This is a genomic window from Paenibacillus plantarum (genome assembly GCF_013141695.1).
Taxonomy (GTDB): Bacteria; Bacillota; Bacilli; order Paenibacillales; family NBRC-103111; genus Paenibacillus_E; species Paenibacillus_E plantarum.
In genome coordinates this window covers 553,591-569,905 of the sequence record NZ_WHNY01000075.1, presented here as the reverse complement: position 1 = coordinate 569,905, position 16,315 = coordinate 553,591, and the positions used below count along the sequence as shown (strand labels likewise).

Genomic DNA, 16,315 nt, shown 5'->3' with positions numbered 1-16,315 from the left:
TCACCTCCTAATCTAGTTATTTATTAGGCAGTCGAAGCACTTTCGGAAGTTGCCATTTTGGCAATTTTAATTTCAAAAAAAAGTTCCTTAATATCTACTTTTAAAATATGTGCTATTTGTGCAAGTGACTCTGCTGAAATCTTTCCTCTTCCACATTCAAGGTAATAGTAACCATTAGTGCTCTCATAGCCAAGGAACTTAGACATTTCTTCTAATGAGTAACCCGCCAACTTACGTAGTTTTTTTATTTTTTCTAGATTAACCTTTGCAATACTTTGCATTATGTCACCACCTCCTTATTGCCAAATCGGTAACTATACACATATATTACATTGCCAAATCGGTAAAGTCAATATAAAAGTTACCTTTTTGGCAAATAACTTTATTACCATATTGGTAAGTAGTAAAATATACTTATACTCAAATGAACTGAGGTAACTATAATGAGTGTTTTAGGCTCAAGAATAAAATATCTTCGTGAGAAGTTAGATATTTCTCAAAAGCGTCTTGCTGACGCATTAGGAATAACTAATATTCAAGTATCAAGATACGAGACAGGTGACCGAAAGCCTGATCCAGATACAATTAAAAAAATAGCTGAATTTTTTGATGTTTCTTCTGATTTTTTGTTAGGGGTTACATCAGATCAAGTTGATTCAAATGAAACTAACAGTAGTATTGGCCGCGCTTTCTTCGGAGGAGCCGATCAATACACAGAGGATGAGTTGGAGATAGCTCGCGCCGCTGCGCAAGCTGCTGTTGAGGCTTATAGGAAGGGTTTGAATAAGAAGAAATAAACGACACCATAATTGGTGTCGTTTTGTATATATTTAATAGTTGTTTGATAAATATATCCTTGTTGCCTCAGGAATCCGAAAAGCTTTCAAAGTACTTATATTTGTAAAGGACTTGTTACTTCCTTGTTATGCCAAACTTATTTATTCATTTTTTCCTCATTTGAGTTATTGATGTTGATTTTCATATGTAACATCTCCCTTTATTTTATAAGTACTCATAATAAGCTATGTTTTTTTACGATTATTTTCGTTTAACGATCCACATTACTAAGTATGCCAACAACGCAACGACAAAAGGTAACGGACCCATGAACATAGACAATACCGCGCAAACCACCATAACACCAAGAAATTTCAACATTTTAATATCCTCCTTGTTTAATTTTTTTATAATAGCTCTGTGAAATTAAATCCAATTTCAACACAACCTGTCATACTCCTTCAAACTGGAAATAACAGTTGTTGCATACCAATGGATTTTGTTAGTTTTCATTGACGATGTGCAAGCTTTTTTATTATAATACGCATATAATAATTATTAACGCAGTAACCTTGTGGACTTCATATAATAATATGAACCCTCCGCAAGGTTATTTCTTATACATAAATAGATCATACAATGATACCAAGCGACGAAAAGAACTCTTATGATTGCTATCAAATGCATTATATTTGGCAAACTCTTTTTGAAGGAATGTTTTTATCTCTTCTAATGGCAAGGCTTCAAAATTTCGTATTATCCAATTATACTTTCTCCAAGTAATTAATCTATAATCTTCCGGCATATGCTCCATTCTGGTACCTTCAGGAACACTTCGTAAACTTGTAATAAGCCCATTATTTAAATAATGATTTTTCTCCGTATGCGTTATTAAATACTCGTGAACCTTTGGGCATTGTTTTATTTCTTGTTCTGATAAATCTATTGAATATTTATAGATAGGTAAAATCCTATTTATAGTTAAATAAGAGTGTTCATACGTCTCTTGAATAAGTCTTTTGTTATTAAAATTCTTGTTATCAAATAAAACATCCTCAAGTAGATCTTCGATCGGCCTTAAATTATATCCATATGCGCTATTAATATCTCGTATATTCCCTATTGCTATTGCAAATTTTTGGTCACTTTGTGAAAGCTTACTAATATCATCCATAAGTATAGTCATTACTGAATCAGTTTCTTGGTTAGATTCTACCGATTGAACAACAATGTCTCTTACTATTCTTTTAACTTGTTTTACTGTACTGATGTTCATCGCAGGTGTTAAATTAGATAGCCTTTTATAAACCTCTTCATAATTGTCAGTACTTATTATTGATATAGGGAATACGGTTTCTTCGCCATTATAAGCCTTCGCTCTGAACAAAAATTCTTTTTCTTGTAATTCTTGATTACCTTGATTATATTCAATTAAATAAAAATGGTTTTTTAAACTTTCAATTTGTTTATGAGATAAGCATCTAACTAGATCTGTTAAGATTTGTTGTATATTCGGATCATTTATAGAATAACCAATAAATACTACAGGGTTTTCTGATATTAAAGTTAATAATTTAGCACTAAATAACTTCGCATTTTCTTTGAAATTATTGTAATCTTCTGTTGTGATAACAATATTGTCTGGTTCAGTTATGCATCCGTGAATTTTATACAACTCTCCTAGCTCCAATGAATCTGGACTAAAAAGTTGCGGCTGACCAATAAATGTATTTTCCTTAGGAAGTGCAAATAAAGTTTCTATTAAAACATCATAATTGGTTGTAATTACTGACATTACTTTATTTTTTAATCCTTTAAAAACGTCTAATTCTGCTTCTTTTTCACTTATAATTTTAAAATCATTTACAATTGTAGAAATGCATTTCCTAAAAGGATTTACTCCTTCCTCAATCCAATCTGAATATGTATCTACTAACTCACTTTCATAAAAATAATCATTAAACTCTTTTTCAATTTTTTCTGCAATAATGGCATTTATCTCACCATCGCCGAATTGTCTATATTCAGCTGTATTCTTTATCCTGGATTTCAATGTAACAAAATTTATTCTTTGCTTTCCAATGAATTCATATATTTTTATTAACAGACTTTCCCAATCAGGTGCATCGATGTACCGTCTGCTAAATCCAGATCCAATAAACAAAACAGGAAGTTTATTTCCGCTAATTAATCTTTCAAAAGACATTAAATCACTCCCTTTTTTAACAATTACTGTTATTTGGGTCTCATTGAAACATCATTGAGTCTGTTGCGTCATCTGTAATATATAGTATACATAATTCTTAATTCGGCTGTTTAATCAACCTAGCAGATTCCCAAAATCTTCTACTCTAGGCATTTTATCATAATAAATTCGACCTGAATAGACATTTCTTGTATCTTTGGAACTAGGACCATGTTATAATTATGGAATATATTACTATATTAGGATATTAATTTTCCGGAGGTTAAAAATGAACAAAGTACTATCATCAGATATGGAACTCTTCGCGGCCGCGCTTTCGCAAACATATGTAGTTGTTAGCATAGATGATATGCTAGAAAACGCAGGCATCATACGCGAATACTGTGACAAATATGTAAAAATAGGTGATTCTTGGTTTTCCCGCAACATGTATGAATTCCACATAATGACACGATAGGCATAAATAAAATAACTGCAATCAGCTTTTCGAAAGAGAGTCATTTTATCCCTTTGGTAAATGTCGATGAAAATGGCGGAAGGTATTTTTAAAAATATGAATTGTGATTTAAGGATTGTATAGAAAAAGGAGATAATCGCTATTTCCCGATTATCTCCTTTTTCTATACAATTTTTGCGCCATCCCTTTGTAGAAAGTAACTGTTTCCTCGTGATAGGATTGGTCTTGGAACCAACCGTTCTCCTATGGAGAGACGATGAGCCAACTTTGCCATAAGAAATATCCCAGACCATTGGAGGATGTTATCTTCTGTATATTGTTCATTTCATAAAAAAAAGCACAATCAGTTGATGATGCAACTATCAAATAAAAGCTGCTATTGATACTATTTGATAAATTCCTCTTGTTTAATACCAAAATGGCCAATAATCCAACTAATATCACTCTGAGAGTTATCCGCGAGACGTAAATCTGATTGAGTCTGTGATGTTCCGTGTTCTTCCCTAGAGCCCAAAATTGTAAAATAAAACTCCTCAAATCTTTCCCAAAGAGTGGAAACATTTTGATATAAATCTATGATCAATTCATACTCATGGTCCTGTATATCAATAGTGTCTAACGCATCAATAAACTCTTTAACCGCTCTTGGCTCTATAGACTTACTATTCAACTTATCCAGAATATATCGCCGATTCTGACCATTGATATCTTCTATTATTGCTTTTTTTACTTGTTTTACTCTCGCGTCTATTAGTTCATCTCGTTTTCGTTTTGGCACTATTGCTTCGTTGTAATGTGAAATTCGTGTTTGCTTAAGTTCATCTAAAAGCATTATTGCTGCTTTCCTTAATTTCTCTGCCGTTTCTACCGATAGCCCCTTGGTTGATTTTATATCCTCTAGAGAACCTTGATACCATAAGGTTTCTACTTCTGAAAGACTGTAAATCCATTGTTCACTTAACCTTGCAGCTGGAATGGTTTCTTCTCTAAGTAACGTGCCATTTGTGTCACGATAAATAATCCGAACTATACAAACAAAATAATCCTGTGAACCATAACTGATATCTGGAAATACAGGCTTAATAATTAATGGTGGACTAAGACGTATTGATTCCCACATACGCTGTTGAGAAGTATGATAAGCCTGAGAATGCATTTCTTCATCTACAATTACATGACTCCGATCGACAACATTGTCAATCATCCTTGAAATCATACTTCCTGTAACTTGTTTGTTCTTAACACTTTCTTCTAAATATTTACGATATTCTGGCATAACAAGTTCATCAAATGCAGTATCCTGATAAACCCCTATTAATTTTTTTCCAAGTCTCTCCACCATTTTGAGTTCTGCTTCTATAGCAGACATAGAAGGAAATGTAAGTATCAGTACTTCCCCGACTTGTCCATCATTACGTGGTCTATCAATTCGCCCAATCCTTTGTTCTACATTCATTGGATTAAACGGTAAGTCGAGGTTAAAGAGTACTCTGCAGTCTTGAAGATTTTGACCAACCGATAAAGTCTCCGTACCTATAACAACTTGAATTTCTTCAATTGTCCCAATATACTCTGGATGACCTTTAGAAACAGGCGAAAAGCGGTTTAGAATATTTTCTTTTGTTTGTAAGCCCTGTTCTCCAGTGACACGGGCATCAGCAGCTTGCCCTGTTACTAGTCCTATTTTTAAGTTATGGATTTCTTTTTCCAGCCGCTCAAAATAATGCAAAACGGTATCACGAAATTGCGAGATAATCAGTACTTTTTCTCCCTGACTTATATACAAAAGAATCTCTTTTTTGACTTTTTCATATTTTTCGTCGTATCTTTGAAACCCCTCTTTTAGCGAATCTTCGATTTGTTTTAGTTGATTTAAATCTGTTTGAGAATCTTGCCTCATTCGTTTAAGCATTTGCGTCGCGTCTTTCTTTTTTACCGCGTCTATCTTCTCAAGCATCCTACGGACATATTGAGCACGTCTTTGACGAGAACGTAATTCAAAATCAGTTAATTCGTGATCTTCTATAAACCATTCCTCAAAATCACTAAAATTCTCATCAATACCATAATTTACAGAAAGCCACCTTTTAAATTCTTTTAGTAAGTTAGGAGCACTCTCTATCCTCTCAATATCAATCATAAGAGCATTCAGTTTACTTTTAACTTTTATAATCGATGACAAAAAAGCATACCATGACGAATCAGCTCTTTTTAACAACATGAGTTTAAGTTGCTCGCTAGATAATTCTTCCCATTCAGGTGATTCATAATAGCGAAACGTATTCATGTAAGGTAAGTGCAAATTTCCAATCCTTTCGTAATTTAATTCAAAAACCGTTTGTTTTGCCGGTTCATATCGAATTTCAATTACAGGAAACTCACGTTTCGCAAAGCTTACGTCTTTGCCTCCATAGGTTCGACGGGTACGTTGGAGAAATAAATCGCGCCAAAATTCTTTAAACGCTGCGTCATCCAATTCAAAACCTTTAGCCGCTTTTCTATTGGCAAAACCTAAATATTCCTTATACGAGCTATTCTTCGTCACTTTTATAGGACGAAGAAATAAGCGACCAAGATGATAAATATCCCTACGAGAATTATTATAAGGGGTTGCTGTCAACAATAAGCCTTGGATATCATGGAATTCCTTAGTTAATTGATGAATATTACGATACAGTTTTGTAGTTGAATGGCGTAACCCCTGATGGGCTTCATCGATAATAACAAATGATATGTCACTAAAAGTTTCCCGTAGTTCCTTTAAGCTCATACGTGAAATCTGTTCTTTGGAATAAAATGCAATTGCTTCTAAAGGAACATTAACAATATTAATCTCATCTACCCATTGATTCTGCAGTTTTTTGGGTACGATTATGATTGTTTTCACATCTCCAAGCGCACGTATAATGGAGACTGCTGTTCTAGTTTTACCTAGACCTACTCCATCGGATAAAACTGCACAACCAAACTGAGTAATTCGGGCGACTAGTTCTCCAATCCCAATTTTTTGGTGCTCATACAGGGTTTCAGTAAAATCTTTTTTTATATAACTATCAAGCAGTGGTTTTGCAAATGATTTTGCAAACTCAACATAGGTTGCCTGTCCAGTCAAATAATGAGCGCTTTTAGATATTTCTCGTTCAATTATTTCAATAAGATCTCTTGAGTATGCCTTTGCCTCTTCACTAATCCAAATCACGTCGAACCATCGAGATAATGACATAAATGCATCCATTGTTACGGCGTTTAACTCTAAATTAATTGTCAAGCCACTTTTAGTAAAATTACTTGAGCCTATAATCGCATAACCTTCCCTATCCTCAAGTGGCTCACGGTGAAGCAAGTATAATTTCGAGTGAAAATAGTTCCCCTCGCCTTTATATACTTTAACATCAACTCTCCCTGACTTAATCCATTCGACTAGACAATGCAATGAATTATCATCCGCTTGACCGCTAGCAATCTCAGCCATTAAAGCTTCCTGTGGAGTAAGATTAACACTATAGCCTTCGTCTAGAACATCAGCAGTTCTAAAATCAGTCTTAGTTCCCATCAACAATCGTATTTTTGAGTCTGGATGTTCCATCATCTTCATTAAAGCTGGTTGAAGTAATTTAAAACCACTTATAAAAAAATAGCCAACTGCAATATCCAGGCAAATAGATTTACCTAGGTAATATGATAATGCCTCTTGCATTGTAACGAGTTGATTATCTATTACCCGTTCCTCTTTCCAGTTATAATTAGAATTTATGGACACGAATGTTCCTCCTCTTTTGAGGTAATAACATCATAATACTCAAGGATCTTTTGTAAATCTTTACGCACTGCAGAAACATGCATAGGGCTTTCAAACGTCGATATTGCCATAATGATTTCCTCTCGCTTAAGGCCATATAGTGAGGCTATAATCGCATCAATCTCCGCTCTTAATGTCTGCACTTCGTTTAAATCCAGTTGTTTTATTGGCATATTCAGTTCATCTGCTAATGCTGCCATGTCGTTTGATGTGCAAACTAATTTGGCAACTCTTTCAACAATTGCCTGAAATCTCAGATCATTTTCTTCGAGTAAAACAAGTGGTAAGCTTTCCAATATAAACTTACTCAAATGCTTATCCACTTTGCGCCGCGAAAAGAAATCAACCGTATACGAATTTAATATTCCGCAGAGATATAGCATTTTTTTGTAGTTAGATGAAGTATCCAGTACCCACAATGTATTAGCTATTGCAGTTTGTTTAGGAACAATCGTTGCTATAGTTGTCCTTCGATCAGTTCCCCTTGCAACTTCCCGTAGCAGCAATCTTATGATTCCTTTGCCATTAATTCCAGCTTGACTATGTATAGAAGTATCTATCCAATATCGAATTGATTCTTTGAAATCTTCTGCCATGCCGAATTGTGAAATATGTTTTCCTTCAACTAAGGGAATGCCTACTCCATCAGTATTGAATAATTGTCGTTTACTAGTCATATGCAAACCACTTTTAAACTCAAAGCCATATTCTAATTGTAAACATTCCTTAACGGTAGGAAATTTCATCAATCTTCTGGAGATAGATAACTCCTCTTTTGAACGATATTCCATTAATACTAAAGACTCAGGTGCTAATTCCCTTACGTAGTCCACAGGATAGTCAATTTTCAAAGAATCTGCGCTTAAATCATCTAATGTATTTCTATAGAAAAATGCCTTAAATTCGCTAACGGTTGATGCCTCAGCACATTGAAATGTGACGACGGTAAACTTGTAACTCCCATGCACATTTTCAAAAATTCTTTTATTCTTATTTTCAAATCCCAGCATTTCGATCAGATTCGTCTTATCAAATAACAAATGGCGAAGCCCTGATGAACCTAGATCAGTACCAATATTACCAGGTACTAACACACTTACAATTCCACCTGCCTTTATTAGCTGCCAGAATCGTTCAATTGATAATTTGTATAGGTTAAGGTCACTGCCTGTAAATCTTCCACTGACCCTCCAACGGAGAAAATTATACATATTCTCTTGTCTAAAATACTCGTTTGCAGATTCATACATCCTAATCTGGGTTTCCCAGGCTTGCTTCAAGCGTGGGTATTTAATGAATATCTCGTTTTCGATCTCTTTTTTTATATTGTTATCGCTAATTGCCGAAAATCCTTCATAATATGACTCGAAAAACTCATCAGGGTTTACTTTCCATGCTTCCCATGGTGGATTTCCAAGACCTACATCGAAACCTGCGTTATCACTCCAGCCCCCGTCTGGATTGAAAAAGACTTCGGGAAAATGTAATTCGAGAATATCGATACGTAATGTTTCTGTAAACCCATTTACATATGAAAGTTCCCTAATTAACTCATTACGAATATTAAGTCGGATGTCAGCCATTTCTCTCCAATTCGTATCGGTCGGATCCCCTTTTTTGATTTTTGTTCGCAATTCAATTAATCTAGCAATTTTGGTTTTGTATTTTCTAAATGTACTTTTTCCTTTGCCATGTGAGAATGGGGAAATCAGTGCATTTTGATGAGCTAAAGTTAAACCGATCATTCGTGGGAAGTTAACCCCTGGTTGCCAATTTTCAAGTGTTGCAAGTGTTAGCGTTTGTGAACTAATGATAAGAGCTTTATAATCAATATCTATTCCATATATATTATTAAGTAAAATATGACGTTCCCATAGACTTTGCGCTTCTTCAGCATGAGTGAAATAAGGAAATAATTTAACTAGCTCAGGGACTTGTTCTATTGTCTTTGCAACCGATTTACGGTGAGCTGATAGGTAACGAAAAGCTCCTCTTAAGAACGAACCTCCACCGCATGTAATATCAATGATTTTAATATCAGTGATCTCTTCAATTGCCTTTATTGCTTGATCAATGTTACTTTCTGAGACAAATTTTTGTAATTTTAATAGGCGCTGTTGAAAAACATTACCAAGCGCTTGACGGACCATATATTCAACAAGACGATTATCAGTATAATATGCACCTTTTTGTTTTTGCTCCTGCTTATCAGAACCATAATGAATTTTGAAATCATCTGATGTGTAGTCAATCTGAATAGCACTACTCATTGAAATTTCATAATGGTTCTGGATCATTTCCGGTGGCAGATCCTGATATCGAAAATTGTAACGATCCGAACTAGTGTCAGCAATAAGTTTAAGTAGATCTATACTGCCATCACTGATCAATGCTTTTTCAATCGTAGTCGCTACCTCAGCGACATCCCCTGCAAACAGATCGCCACCATAGGCTAATTCAAACTGCTCCCGTAAATGATTTTGAAAACTTCGCACTTCTTCTTCCAGTCCCGGTCGTTTTTGAACTTTTGGTGTTAATTCCTCATAGAAATCATCAAATAACGTAATCTGAACGGCTTCCTTAAGCAATTCCTCTTTTACGTCCGGGAATTCAATCGTCACTAATTTATCGAGAACATCTTCCATTCGTCCTTCCGCGAATCCCAGTCCTATCTTTTCAAAATTCACTTTTGAGGTAAATACCACAGGTCCGTGGTATGCCTCTAAAAAATGTCTTAAAATAATACGAAGCACCAGTGTATCTACTACTGCCCCAACCGCTGCTTTAAAAGAAACTGTTTCAACTAATCCATGTAAATCTGATCTTTTCAGAAGACTTTTTGCCTCCTCAGTTAATAAAGGAAGTAAATAGCTGCGAAGCATCTTATCACGAACAATTATTTCCGCCATTCGTCTACGATAAAGACCGACAATATAATGGAATCGCGACCCCAACTCTCTAGTAAATAAGCGCTCAATACCAGTCATTCTGAATCCAAATCCGAATTCATCCGGCTCAATCTTGGCTTTTCCGTAACTAAGTGTATTAATAAAAAGTTCTGCATATAGTGAGACCCTTTGAATTGACATCTCTGATATATCCAATCTTTCATCTCGATTACCACCCATAGCTCTGAACCAAACGATACGTTTCCTTCCAACAAATCCAAGTAAGGTTACTGCTTCAGATGCACCATACTCTTTGCTATATGTCTCTACATCTTCGAAGAGCTTTCGTAAATCATTTACAGTACTCTCCGCAGTAAGTGTTTCTATATATCTAATAGCTATGACGTGAGAGCCTTCAAAATCAGAATGCCCTAACATACGCCAATTGCTTTCAGGATTAATTGGATTTTTCCTCAGTTCATACCCAAGGAAAGAGGCGACTTCTTTCAATAATTCTTCTTCAACATACTGATGAGCACAATCAAGTTTATTAAGTAACACCTGTACGTTTTGCTGATATTGGTCCATTATATCCTCCAAATAGAAATACACATTTTGTTGTTATCTTTGTTGTAATCATTTATAAAAATTCCACAATCGTTTCCTATTTCCTGCTTTTTATACGCGGTATGTATTCACTTACTTGCTCCCGAAGTAGAGTTCAAACTACCAAAAATATACACTATGTGGTTGTTGTATCAATCTTCTCCTTCAGACTCACATTGTATACCGAACTCTTCGTATCGTCTAAGGTGGAAATTTCCTTTTCCGCTAACCAGGTACTAGCCAAATGGCGCACCAAAATTACGAACATATATTCCTATTTATGATTCTTTATGCTACTATCAGACTATTGGAGGTAGCTTATGAATTTATCACTTTATAGACCTACTGAACTAGAAAAATGGCTTGAAAAAGAGTACCGAAGTATCGGTATCGAGTATGCATCAGATATGGACTTAGACCTAATTTCATCCATCTTTGATGTAGAAATCCGAACCTATGCCGGGCCCTCATTTGCCGAATGGAAAGAAGACGAATACTCCTTCATTTTCCTTAATGCCTATCTAAATGAAAAACAAAGACGTGAAATCTTCTTTCATGAACTATGCCATCCCCTGCAGCATGTTGGTCAACAAGAAATCATGCCTAAATCGTTTATTGAGCTGCAGGAAATACAAGCTAAAAACTTTCAACATTACGCAGCCATGCCTTCATACTTACTTGAGGAGTTTAAATCAGTCTCCCCTTCATTACTTGTAAAGGTAATAGCTGAAGAGTTTTGCTTAACAGAACGGTTTGTGCAGCATCGACTAGAACAAATTCAAAATCGAGTTCAAACAGCTCAATACGAAGAAGAACTGATTCGCCGTCGAAATACAAAGATCGTCATAGATGATGACCACGTAAGGCGTGTGATGGCAGAACTGGGTCCCAAACAACTTGAAGGAGCATAAGCATGGCGAAGATATCTGTTTTTTATTCGGAGCACCCCGAGGATTTCCATCCGGTACCGGACAAGTTAAATATCTCATTTGGCCCAGGAAACATTGCCTGGCATAAAAATTTTCTGTACATACCTTTAGAAGCTCCATTTCGGCCCAAGGCTGCCGAGGACTACGCAGATGATTCTATAGGCGTTTCTATTCATTTCGAAGACCTGACAAAGCATCCAGAGCGTCCTAATCAGTTTGGAATCGATATACATAGTGTTGTACGTCGATTGGAGAAGTTGAAATACCAAGAGGGGCTACATTTTGAATATAGTGACATAGAGCAATTCATTATTCAAATGGCTGATATAGAAGAAATCATGCAGATGGATGTAAAACCTTTTTATAAATGGAGGTAGGACATGCCAAGTATCGAGAAGCGAGGGAAAAATGCATTTCGTTTGGTTATCGAAGCAGGCTACGATTCATTAGGTAATCGCATTAAAAGATCTAGGACCGTAAAAGTCTCTACGTTGAAAGAAGCAAAAGCAGAACTTGCTAAGTTTCAAATTGAATTTGAAGTTGGTGAGTACATTTCCCCCGAAAAACAAACCTTTGAAGCATTTGTCCAAGAATGGAAAACCAAGTTCGTCGAAAAGAATCTAGAAGCAAAAACAATTGTAAATTATCTTTATCACGTAAATAAACGCATTCTCCCCTATTTCGGAAAATTGCATATGAATAAGATCAAGACAATGCATATCATTGATTACTTAGAAAAGCTGCATACTGAAAATCGCATTATCGGTGAAGGAACTCTCTCCTCTTCAACGATCGTTTATAATTACCGTGTAATACGCAGCATTTTTTCAAAAGCAGTGGATTGGAAAGTAATTAAAGACAATCCCGTTAAAGGGGTCACCAAACCTAAAGAGAAATCCAAAGAAATGGATGTCTATAATGATGAAGAAGTTCGATGGTTAATCCAGGCCCTTTCGAGTGAAAAGCCATTATTTAGAGTTTTAATCCTATTGGCTCTGACAACAGGCCTTCGCTGCGGAGAGCTCCTGGGGCTTGAATGGAAGCATGTTGATTTAGAAACCGGCATAATCGATGTCAAACAATCCATACCTATGTTTAAAGATGGACAACCCATCATCAAGGAGCCGAAAACCAAAAACTCAATACGCAAAGTCTCGATTCCAAGCTTTGTAATTCAAGAACTCACAGGTTTTTATAATCAAAGTAAGACGGATCGAGATGCCCTCGAAGAAAAGTGGGCAGCCGGTGCACACTTCTTTGTTTTCAGCAGTTGGAATGGTAAACCCTTCTATACTAAAACTCCAGGAGACATGTGGCGCAGATTTATTAGAAAGTATCCCCAGATGAAATATATTCGATTCCATGACCTCCGTCATACTTCTGCTACCCTTCTCATCAACCAAGGCGTCCATGCTAAGATCATTTCTAACCGTCTTGGTCACTCTAATATTTCTACAACCATGAACGTATACGGACACGCTATTCAATCTGCAGATCAAGCCGCGGCGAGTAAGTTTGATTCATTCTTTACTGATCCTAGTACTCCCCTCAACTGATAAAGGAAATAAATGTGAGATGTAGAATACATACAACTGAATGGTTTGGTTATCATTGAGGGGGAAATAAATGAGGATCTTTAAAGGAATTAGTATACTTTCGTTATTCTTAGGCTTTCTCGTTGAACAGATCGGTTCAATGGTCTGTCGGTTCATTTTTGTTTTTATTCTTATTAAAGCAATTCCTAGCAATGTTCATGATGCACCTGGTTTGATTTATTCAAATTCCTTTTACCTTTTAATTGTACTTCTAGTTACTTTACTTTTAAGTTGGCTTGGTGGTTACGTTACGGCCAGAATTGCCAAGGCATCAAAAATAAAAAATGCCGTTATTCTTGCTTTGTTCTTCGAGCTATTTATTTTTAATCCGCTTGTTGGACCTACTTCCTATCCTATCTGGTATATTATCATCTTGCTCATTTTAAATATTCCAGTGGCTGTTATAGGTGCTAAGATTGCATTAAGAAGAATGAAATCCAGTGCCGTCTAGTATCTAAGTGTTTAGATTTAAAAACAGTTGTAGACAGGGAAATATTGCCCCCCCGCGGTAGCGCTCAGCTTGTATGATAGATTAACCGCAGCTGCAACTACATTATGAGTTTAGAAATTTCAAATTCTAAAGGAGCTACAGCACTTGGCAACTCACACTATTCATTTATATTTTGATGAAGACAACGACGAATTTACTAATTTCTTAGAACAGCACGATGATGGTCTATTCCTTTTTGCAGTCTTTACTAAACCCATACCTGGGACCTTGTTAGAAGCTGATTTTCATAAACCAGGACCGAAAGGGCAGTATCACGTTCATATTAATGATAAGAATGGAAATGAAGTGTTATCTGTTAATAAAGATGGTAGTGCTCACCATAGGGTGAATAAAGGAAAACAAGTCCATCCGATCGTAGCTGATTATTTAAGGAAAAAAGGTTATGAAGTATCATCAGACAACATCCTAAAAGTAGTTCAGTTAGATAGCAAAAAGAAATACCATAGAATCACTGTAAGAATTTCAGGTAATGATGTGTGGCTAAAAATTGGTGGACTTATTCAAAGAAATGATTAAGTTTAAAAGGAATATTCGTTAATGAGACATGAGCTGTGTAATTTAAATATAGATACTGCTATTGAGCTCCCTCAGAAAACGATAGTTCAATAAAACCAAGGCAGGCCAGGATTTTATTTTCTCGTTCAAGGTTACTGTCGTGCATACGATTAGTACAGTTTTGAAACACCAAAAAGTTGGGGACGGATTGGGGACGAAATTCTTCAAACCGTCCCCAACCGCATCAAATTAATTACTATCGAAAAGTTGAAAACCCTTATATATCAAGGCTTTTTCGGACTATAACAGGCCCGATCAAAAGCACTTTCTCTCTTCTCCCATGAGGCGGCTGCGCAAGCAGTCGCCGTTATTATTTTATAGGACAGTTTTCGGAAACCCTTATTCTATAAGGGGTTATTATGTGTAACAGTAACTAATTCCCTATAGTACAGTTAGTGTTTTTTTAATGATCAAGGTACCAGTAGGGTACCAAGTGAAATATAATCGATCTAAATCTACATTAAATTAACGAAAAAAGCCCAAGAGTGGATTCTCTTTCGGGCTTTTTTAGCTTCTATTATAAATTAAAAAAGTCTGAGGATATTCCTTTTAGCTCACATTTGGTGCCCGTAACTCAAACTGACTAGGTTAATGATGAAAGGTACATCCGCAGGAGCAAAATCAAACTGACTCATTTCTTCAACAGATACCATCTTTAATCGTCATGATCTGCTGCAACCAATTCACCTGAAGCCCATGTGCACCAGAATGCATAGAGTACAATAGTACCTGCCTCATAATGAAAGGTACTTTCTCCAAAGAACTCTCCAACACTCACTTCCAATTCCAAACTCTTCGTTCATCTCACGCCTCAAGCATTCTTCTAATGTTTCCCCGTCCTCTTGCTTCCCTCCTGGAAACTCCCACTTGCCGGCAAGCTTATCCGTAGACTTACGTTGCTCAATTAGAATTTTATTTTCTTTCATTAATAAAGCCGCGGTAACTTTTTTCATCTAGGCCTCCAACAATTGCAGCGATTTGTTTATCCGAGAGCCCTTGAGCTTTCAACCAATCAATTTATCTCTACCTCGCTTTTCTCTGGTTGTTTCCGGTGAATTGAATACACAGTTTAAGGCCATATGGTAGGGCTAGAGTAAAGGGCTGAAACATTTCAGCCCCTCCTCATCAAACCGTACGTGAGGTTTTCCCTCATACGGCTTTCCGATGTTCGTCGTTCATGAGCATGCGGAATTTACAATAACGTTTTAAGTCCAATTTGTTTGGCAATATACTTAACCTCTTGAAATGAACCCATCCAATTTCTGCGTTGTCTTTTCTTAGCGTACCATCGAGTCAACCTCTGCAGAATATACCAGTCCATCTTCGCTAATCTCCGCTGGCTGTAGTTCGTGTAATAGTAGTTTCTCCACCCTTGAATTTTAGGATTAAGCCATTCTACCTGTTCTTCAAAGGATCGGGAACGTGAGCTTGGTGGTGCAAGTCTTTCTTTGACCATTTCTCGTATGCGTTCTTCCGCCTTTTTAGTTAGCCACTGTTGTGTGGTAAAATACACGTTACCTTGGGATGTTTCTGCTTTTGTTTTTCGGTGGTGCATGCCCAGAAAGTCGAATCCTTCTTCTCCTGTCCACAATCCCACAATGCGAGTTTTGGTTGGATGTAAGGTAAGTTCTAGTCGCTCCATAATCGTACAAATGAGCTTGTACGCATGATCTGCTTCTTTCTTTGTTTTGCAGACGACAACCATATCGTCCGCGTACCGTGTTAACTCACCTACACCCTTCCCATGTTTCTCCCACATTTGGTCATAGTAGTTTAAATAGATATTCGCCAGTAACGGCGAGATGACGCCACCTTGAGGTGTGCCTAAGTCCGAGCGTCTTACTGTCCCTTCTTCCATCACTCCCGCCCCAAGCCACTTCCTAATTAACTTCAATATCCGCCTGTCATTGATGCGCATTTGCACCAGTTTCATTAGTTTCTCTTGGTTAATGTTGTGGTTGGTAGAAGACGGCCTTAGGTTTCACCTTTGTA

General features: G+C 36.4%; 12 protein-coding genes. 6 read left to right on the top strand and 6 right to left on the bottom strand.

All coding sequences use genetic code 11. The features are described from left to right. Positions 1-23: 23 nt before the first annotated feature. Positions 24-281, bottom strand: a complete 258-nt coding sequence (locus GC096_RS30625) for a helix-turn-helix domain-containing protein (RefSeq protein ID WP_171635618.1) — start codon at positions 279-281, stop codon at positions 24-26. A gap of 162 nt (positions 282-443) precedes the next feature. On the opposite strand from GC096_RS30625, the gene GC096_RS30620 reads away from it, so the two are divergent. Then, positions 444-797 carry a helix-turn-helix domain-containing protein gene (locus GC096_RS30620; protein WP_171635617.1) on the top strand — a complete coding sequence of 118 codons (354 nt, stop codon included), beginning with the start codon at positions 444-446 and terminating at the stop codon, positions 795-797. 590 nt (positions 798-1,387) lie between these two features. Here the strand turns inward: GC096_RS30620 and GC096_RS30615 are convergent. From GC096_RS30615 to GC096_RS30605, 3 genes are all read right to left on the bottom strand, one after another. Continuing rightward, positions 1,388-2,983, bottom strand: a complete 1,596-nt coding sequence (locus GC096_RS30615; RefSeq protein WP_171635615.1) for an SIR2 family protein — start codon at positions 2,981-2,983, stop codon at positions 1,388-1,390. Positions 2,984-3,825: 842 nt separating this feature from the next. Continuing rightward, on the bottom strand, positions 3,826-7,200 hold the full coding sequence (locus tag GC096_RS30610) for a helicase-related protein (RefSeq protein WP_171635614.1): 3,375 nt from the start codon (positions 7,198-7,200) through the stop codon (positions 3,826-3,828). Next, positions 7,191-10,715, bottom strand: coding sequence for an Eco57I restriction-modification methylase domain-containing protein (locus tag GC096_RS30605; RefSeq protein ID WP_171635612.1), 3,525 nt, complete (start codon positions 10,713-10,715; stop codon positions 7,191-7,193). Before GC096_RS30605 ends, GC096_RS30610 begins: the two co-directional genes overlap by 10 nt. A 338-nt stretch (positions 10,716-11,053) precedes the next feature. Between GC096_RS30605 and GC096_RS30600 the strand changes: the two genes are divergently transcribed. The 5 genes from GC096_RS30600 (at position 11,054) to GC096_RS30580 (ending at position 14,284) form a co-directional block, all read left to right on the top strand. After that, entirely contained in the window at positions 11,054-11,644 is a 591-nt protein-coding gene (locus GC096_RS30600) for an ImmA/IrrE family metallo-endopeptidase (RefSeq protein ID WP_171635610.1), read from the top strand. 2 nt (positions 11,645-11,646) lie between these two features. Beyond that, the gene (locus GC096_RS30595) at positions 11,647-12,039 is read left to right on the top strand and encodes a hypothetical protein (RefSeq protein WP_171635603.1); all 393 of its coding nucleotides are present in this window, start codon (positions 11,647-11,649) and stop codon (positions 12,037-12,039) included. A gap of 3 nt (positions 12,040-12,042) precedes the next feature. Beyond that, positions 12,043-13,218 carry a tyrosine-type recombinase/integrase gene (locus tag GC096_RS30590; RefSeq protein WP_171635601.1) on the top strand — a complete coding sequence of 392 codons (1,176 nt, stop codon included), beginning with the start codon at positions 12,043-12,045 and terminating at the stop codon, positions 13,216-13,218. 70 nt (positions 13,219-13,288) lie between these two features. Next, positions 13,289-13,708 (top strand): hypothetical protein, encoded by a 420-nt coding sequence (locus tag GC096_RS30585; RefSeq protein WP_171635599.1) that lies wholly within the window; start codon positions 13,289-13,291, stop codon positions 13,706-13,708. A 144-nt stretch (positions 13,709-13,852) separates the two neighbouring features. Next, positions 13,853-14,284 carry a hypothetical protein gene (locus tag GC096_RS30580; protein WP_171635597.1) on the top strand — a complete coding sequence of 144 codons (432 nt, stop codon included), beginning with the start codon at positions 13,853-13,855 and terminating at the stop codon, positions 14,282-14,284. Positions 14,285-15,057: 773 nt separating this feature from the next. Here GC096_RS30580 and GC096_RS38925 read toward each other — a convergent pair. Both GC096_RS38925 and GC096_RS39395 read right to left on the bottom strand, forming a co-directional pair. After that, positions 15,058-15,276 carry an NUDIX domain-containing protein gene (locus GC096_RS38925; RefSeq protein ID WP_246303060.1) on the bottom strand — a complete coding sequence of 73 codons (219 nt, stop codon included), beginning with the start codon at positions 15,274-15,276 and terminating at the stop codon, positions 15,058-15,060. Between the two features lie 239 nt (positions 15,277-15,515). Next, complete coding sequence (locus GC096_RS39395; protein ID WP_312886388.1) at positions 15,516-16,274, bottom strand: reverse transcriptase domain-containing protein; 759 nt, start codon at positions 16,272-16,274, stop codon at positions 15,516-15,518. Between the last annotated feature and the right edge of the window lie 41 nt (positions 16,275-16,315).

What these genes read in the sequence shown, in the direction of transcription:
- GC096_RS30595 (WP_171635603.1), top strand. Translation starts at nt 11,647, where the DNA reads ATGGCGAAGATATCTGTTTTTTATTCGGAGCACCCCGAGGATTTCCAT.
- GC096_RS30605 (WP_171635612.1), bottom strand. Translation starts at nt 10,715, where the DNA reads ATGGACCAATATCAGCAAAACGTACAGGTGTTACTTAATAAACTTGAT.
- GC096_RS30615 (WP_171635615.1), bottom strand. Translation starts at nt 2,983, where the DNA reads ATGTCTTTTGAAAGATTAATTAGCGGAAATAAACTTCCTGTTTTGTTT.
- GC096_RS30600 (WP_171635610.1), top strand. Translation starts at nt 11,054, where the DNA reads ATGAATTTATCACTTTATAGACCTACTGAACTAGAAAAATGGCTTGAA.
- GC096_RS30590 (WP_171635601.1), top strand. Translation starts at nt 12,043, where the DNA reads ATGCCAAGTATCGAGAAGCGAGGGAAAAATGCATTTCGTTTGGTTATC.
- GC096_RS30620 (WP_171635617.1), top strand. Translation starts at nt 444, where the DNA reads ATGAGTGTTTTAGGCTCAAGAATAAAATATCTTCGTGAGAAGTTAGAT.
- GC096_RS30585 (WP_171635599.1), top strand. Translation starts at nt 13,289, where the DNA reads ATGAGGATCTTTAAAGGAATTAGTATACTTTCGTTATTCTTAGGCTTT.
- GC096_RS38925 (WP_246303060.1), bottom strand. Translation starts at nt 15,276, where the DNA reads ATGAAAAAAGTTACCGCGGCTTTATTAATGAAAGAAAATAAAATTCTA.
- GC096_RS30625 (WP_171635618.1), bottom strand. Translation starts at nt 281, where the DNA reads ATGCAAAGTATTGCAAAGGTTAATCTAGAAAAAATAAAAAAACTACGT.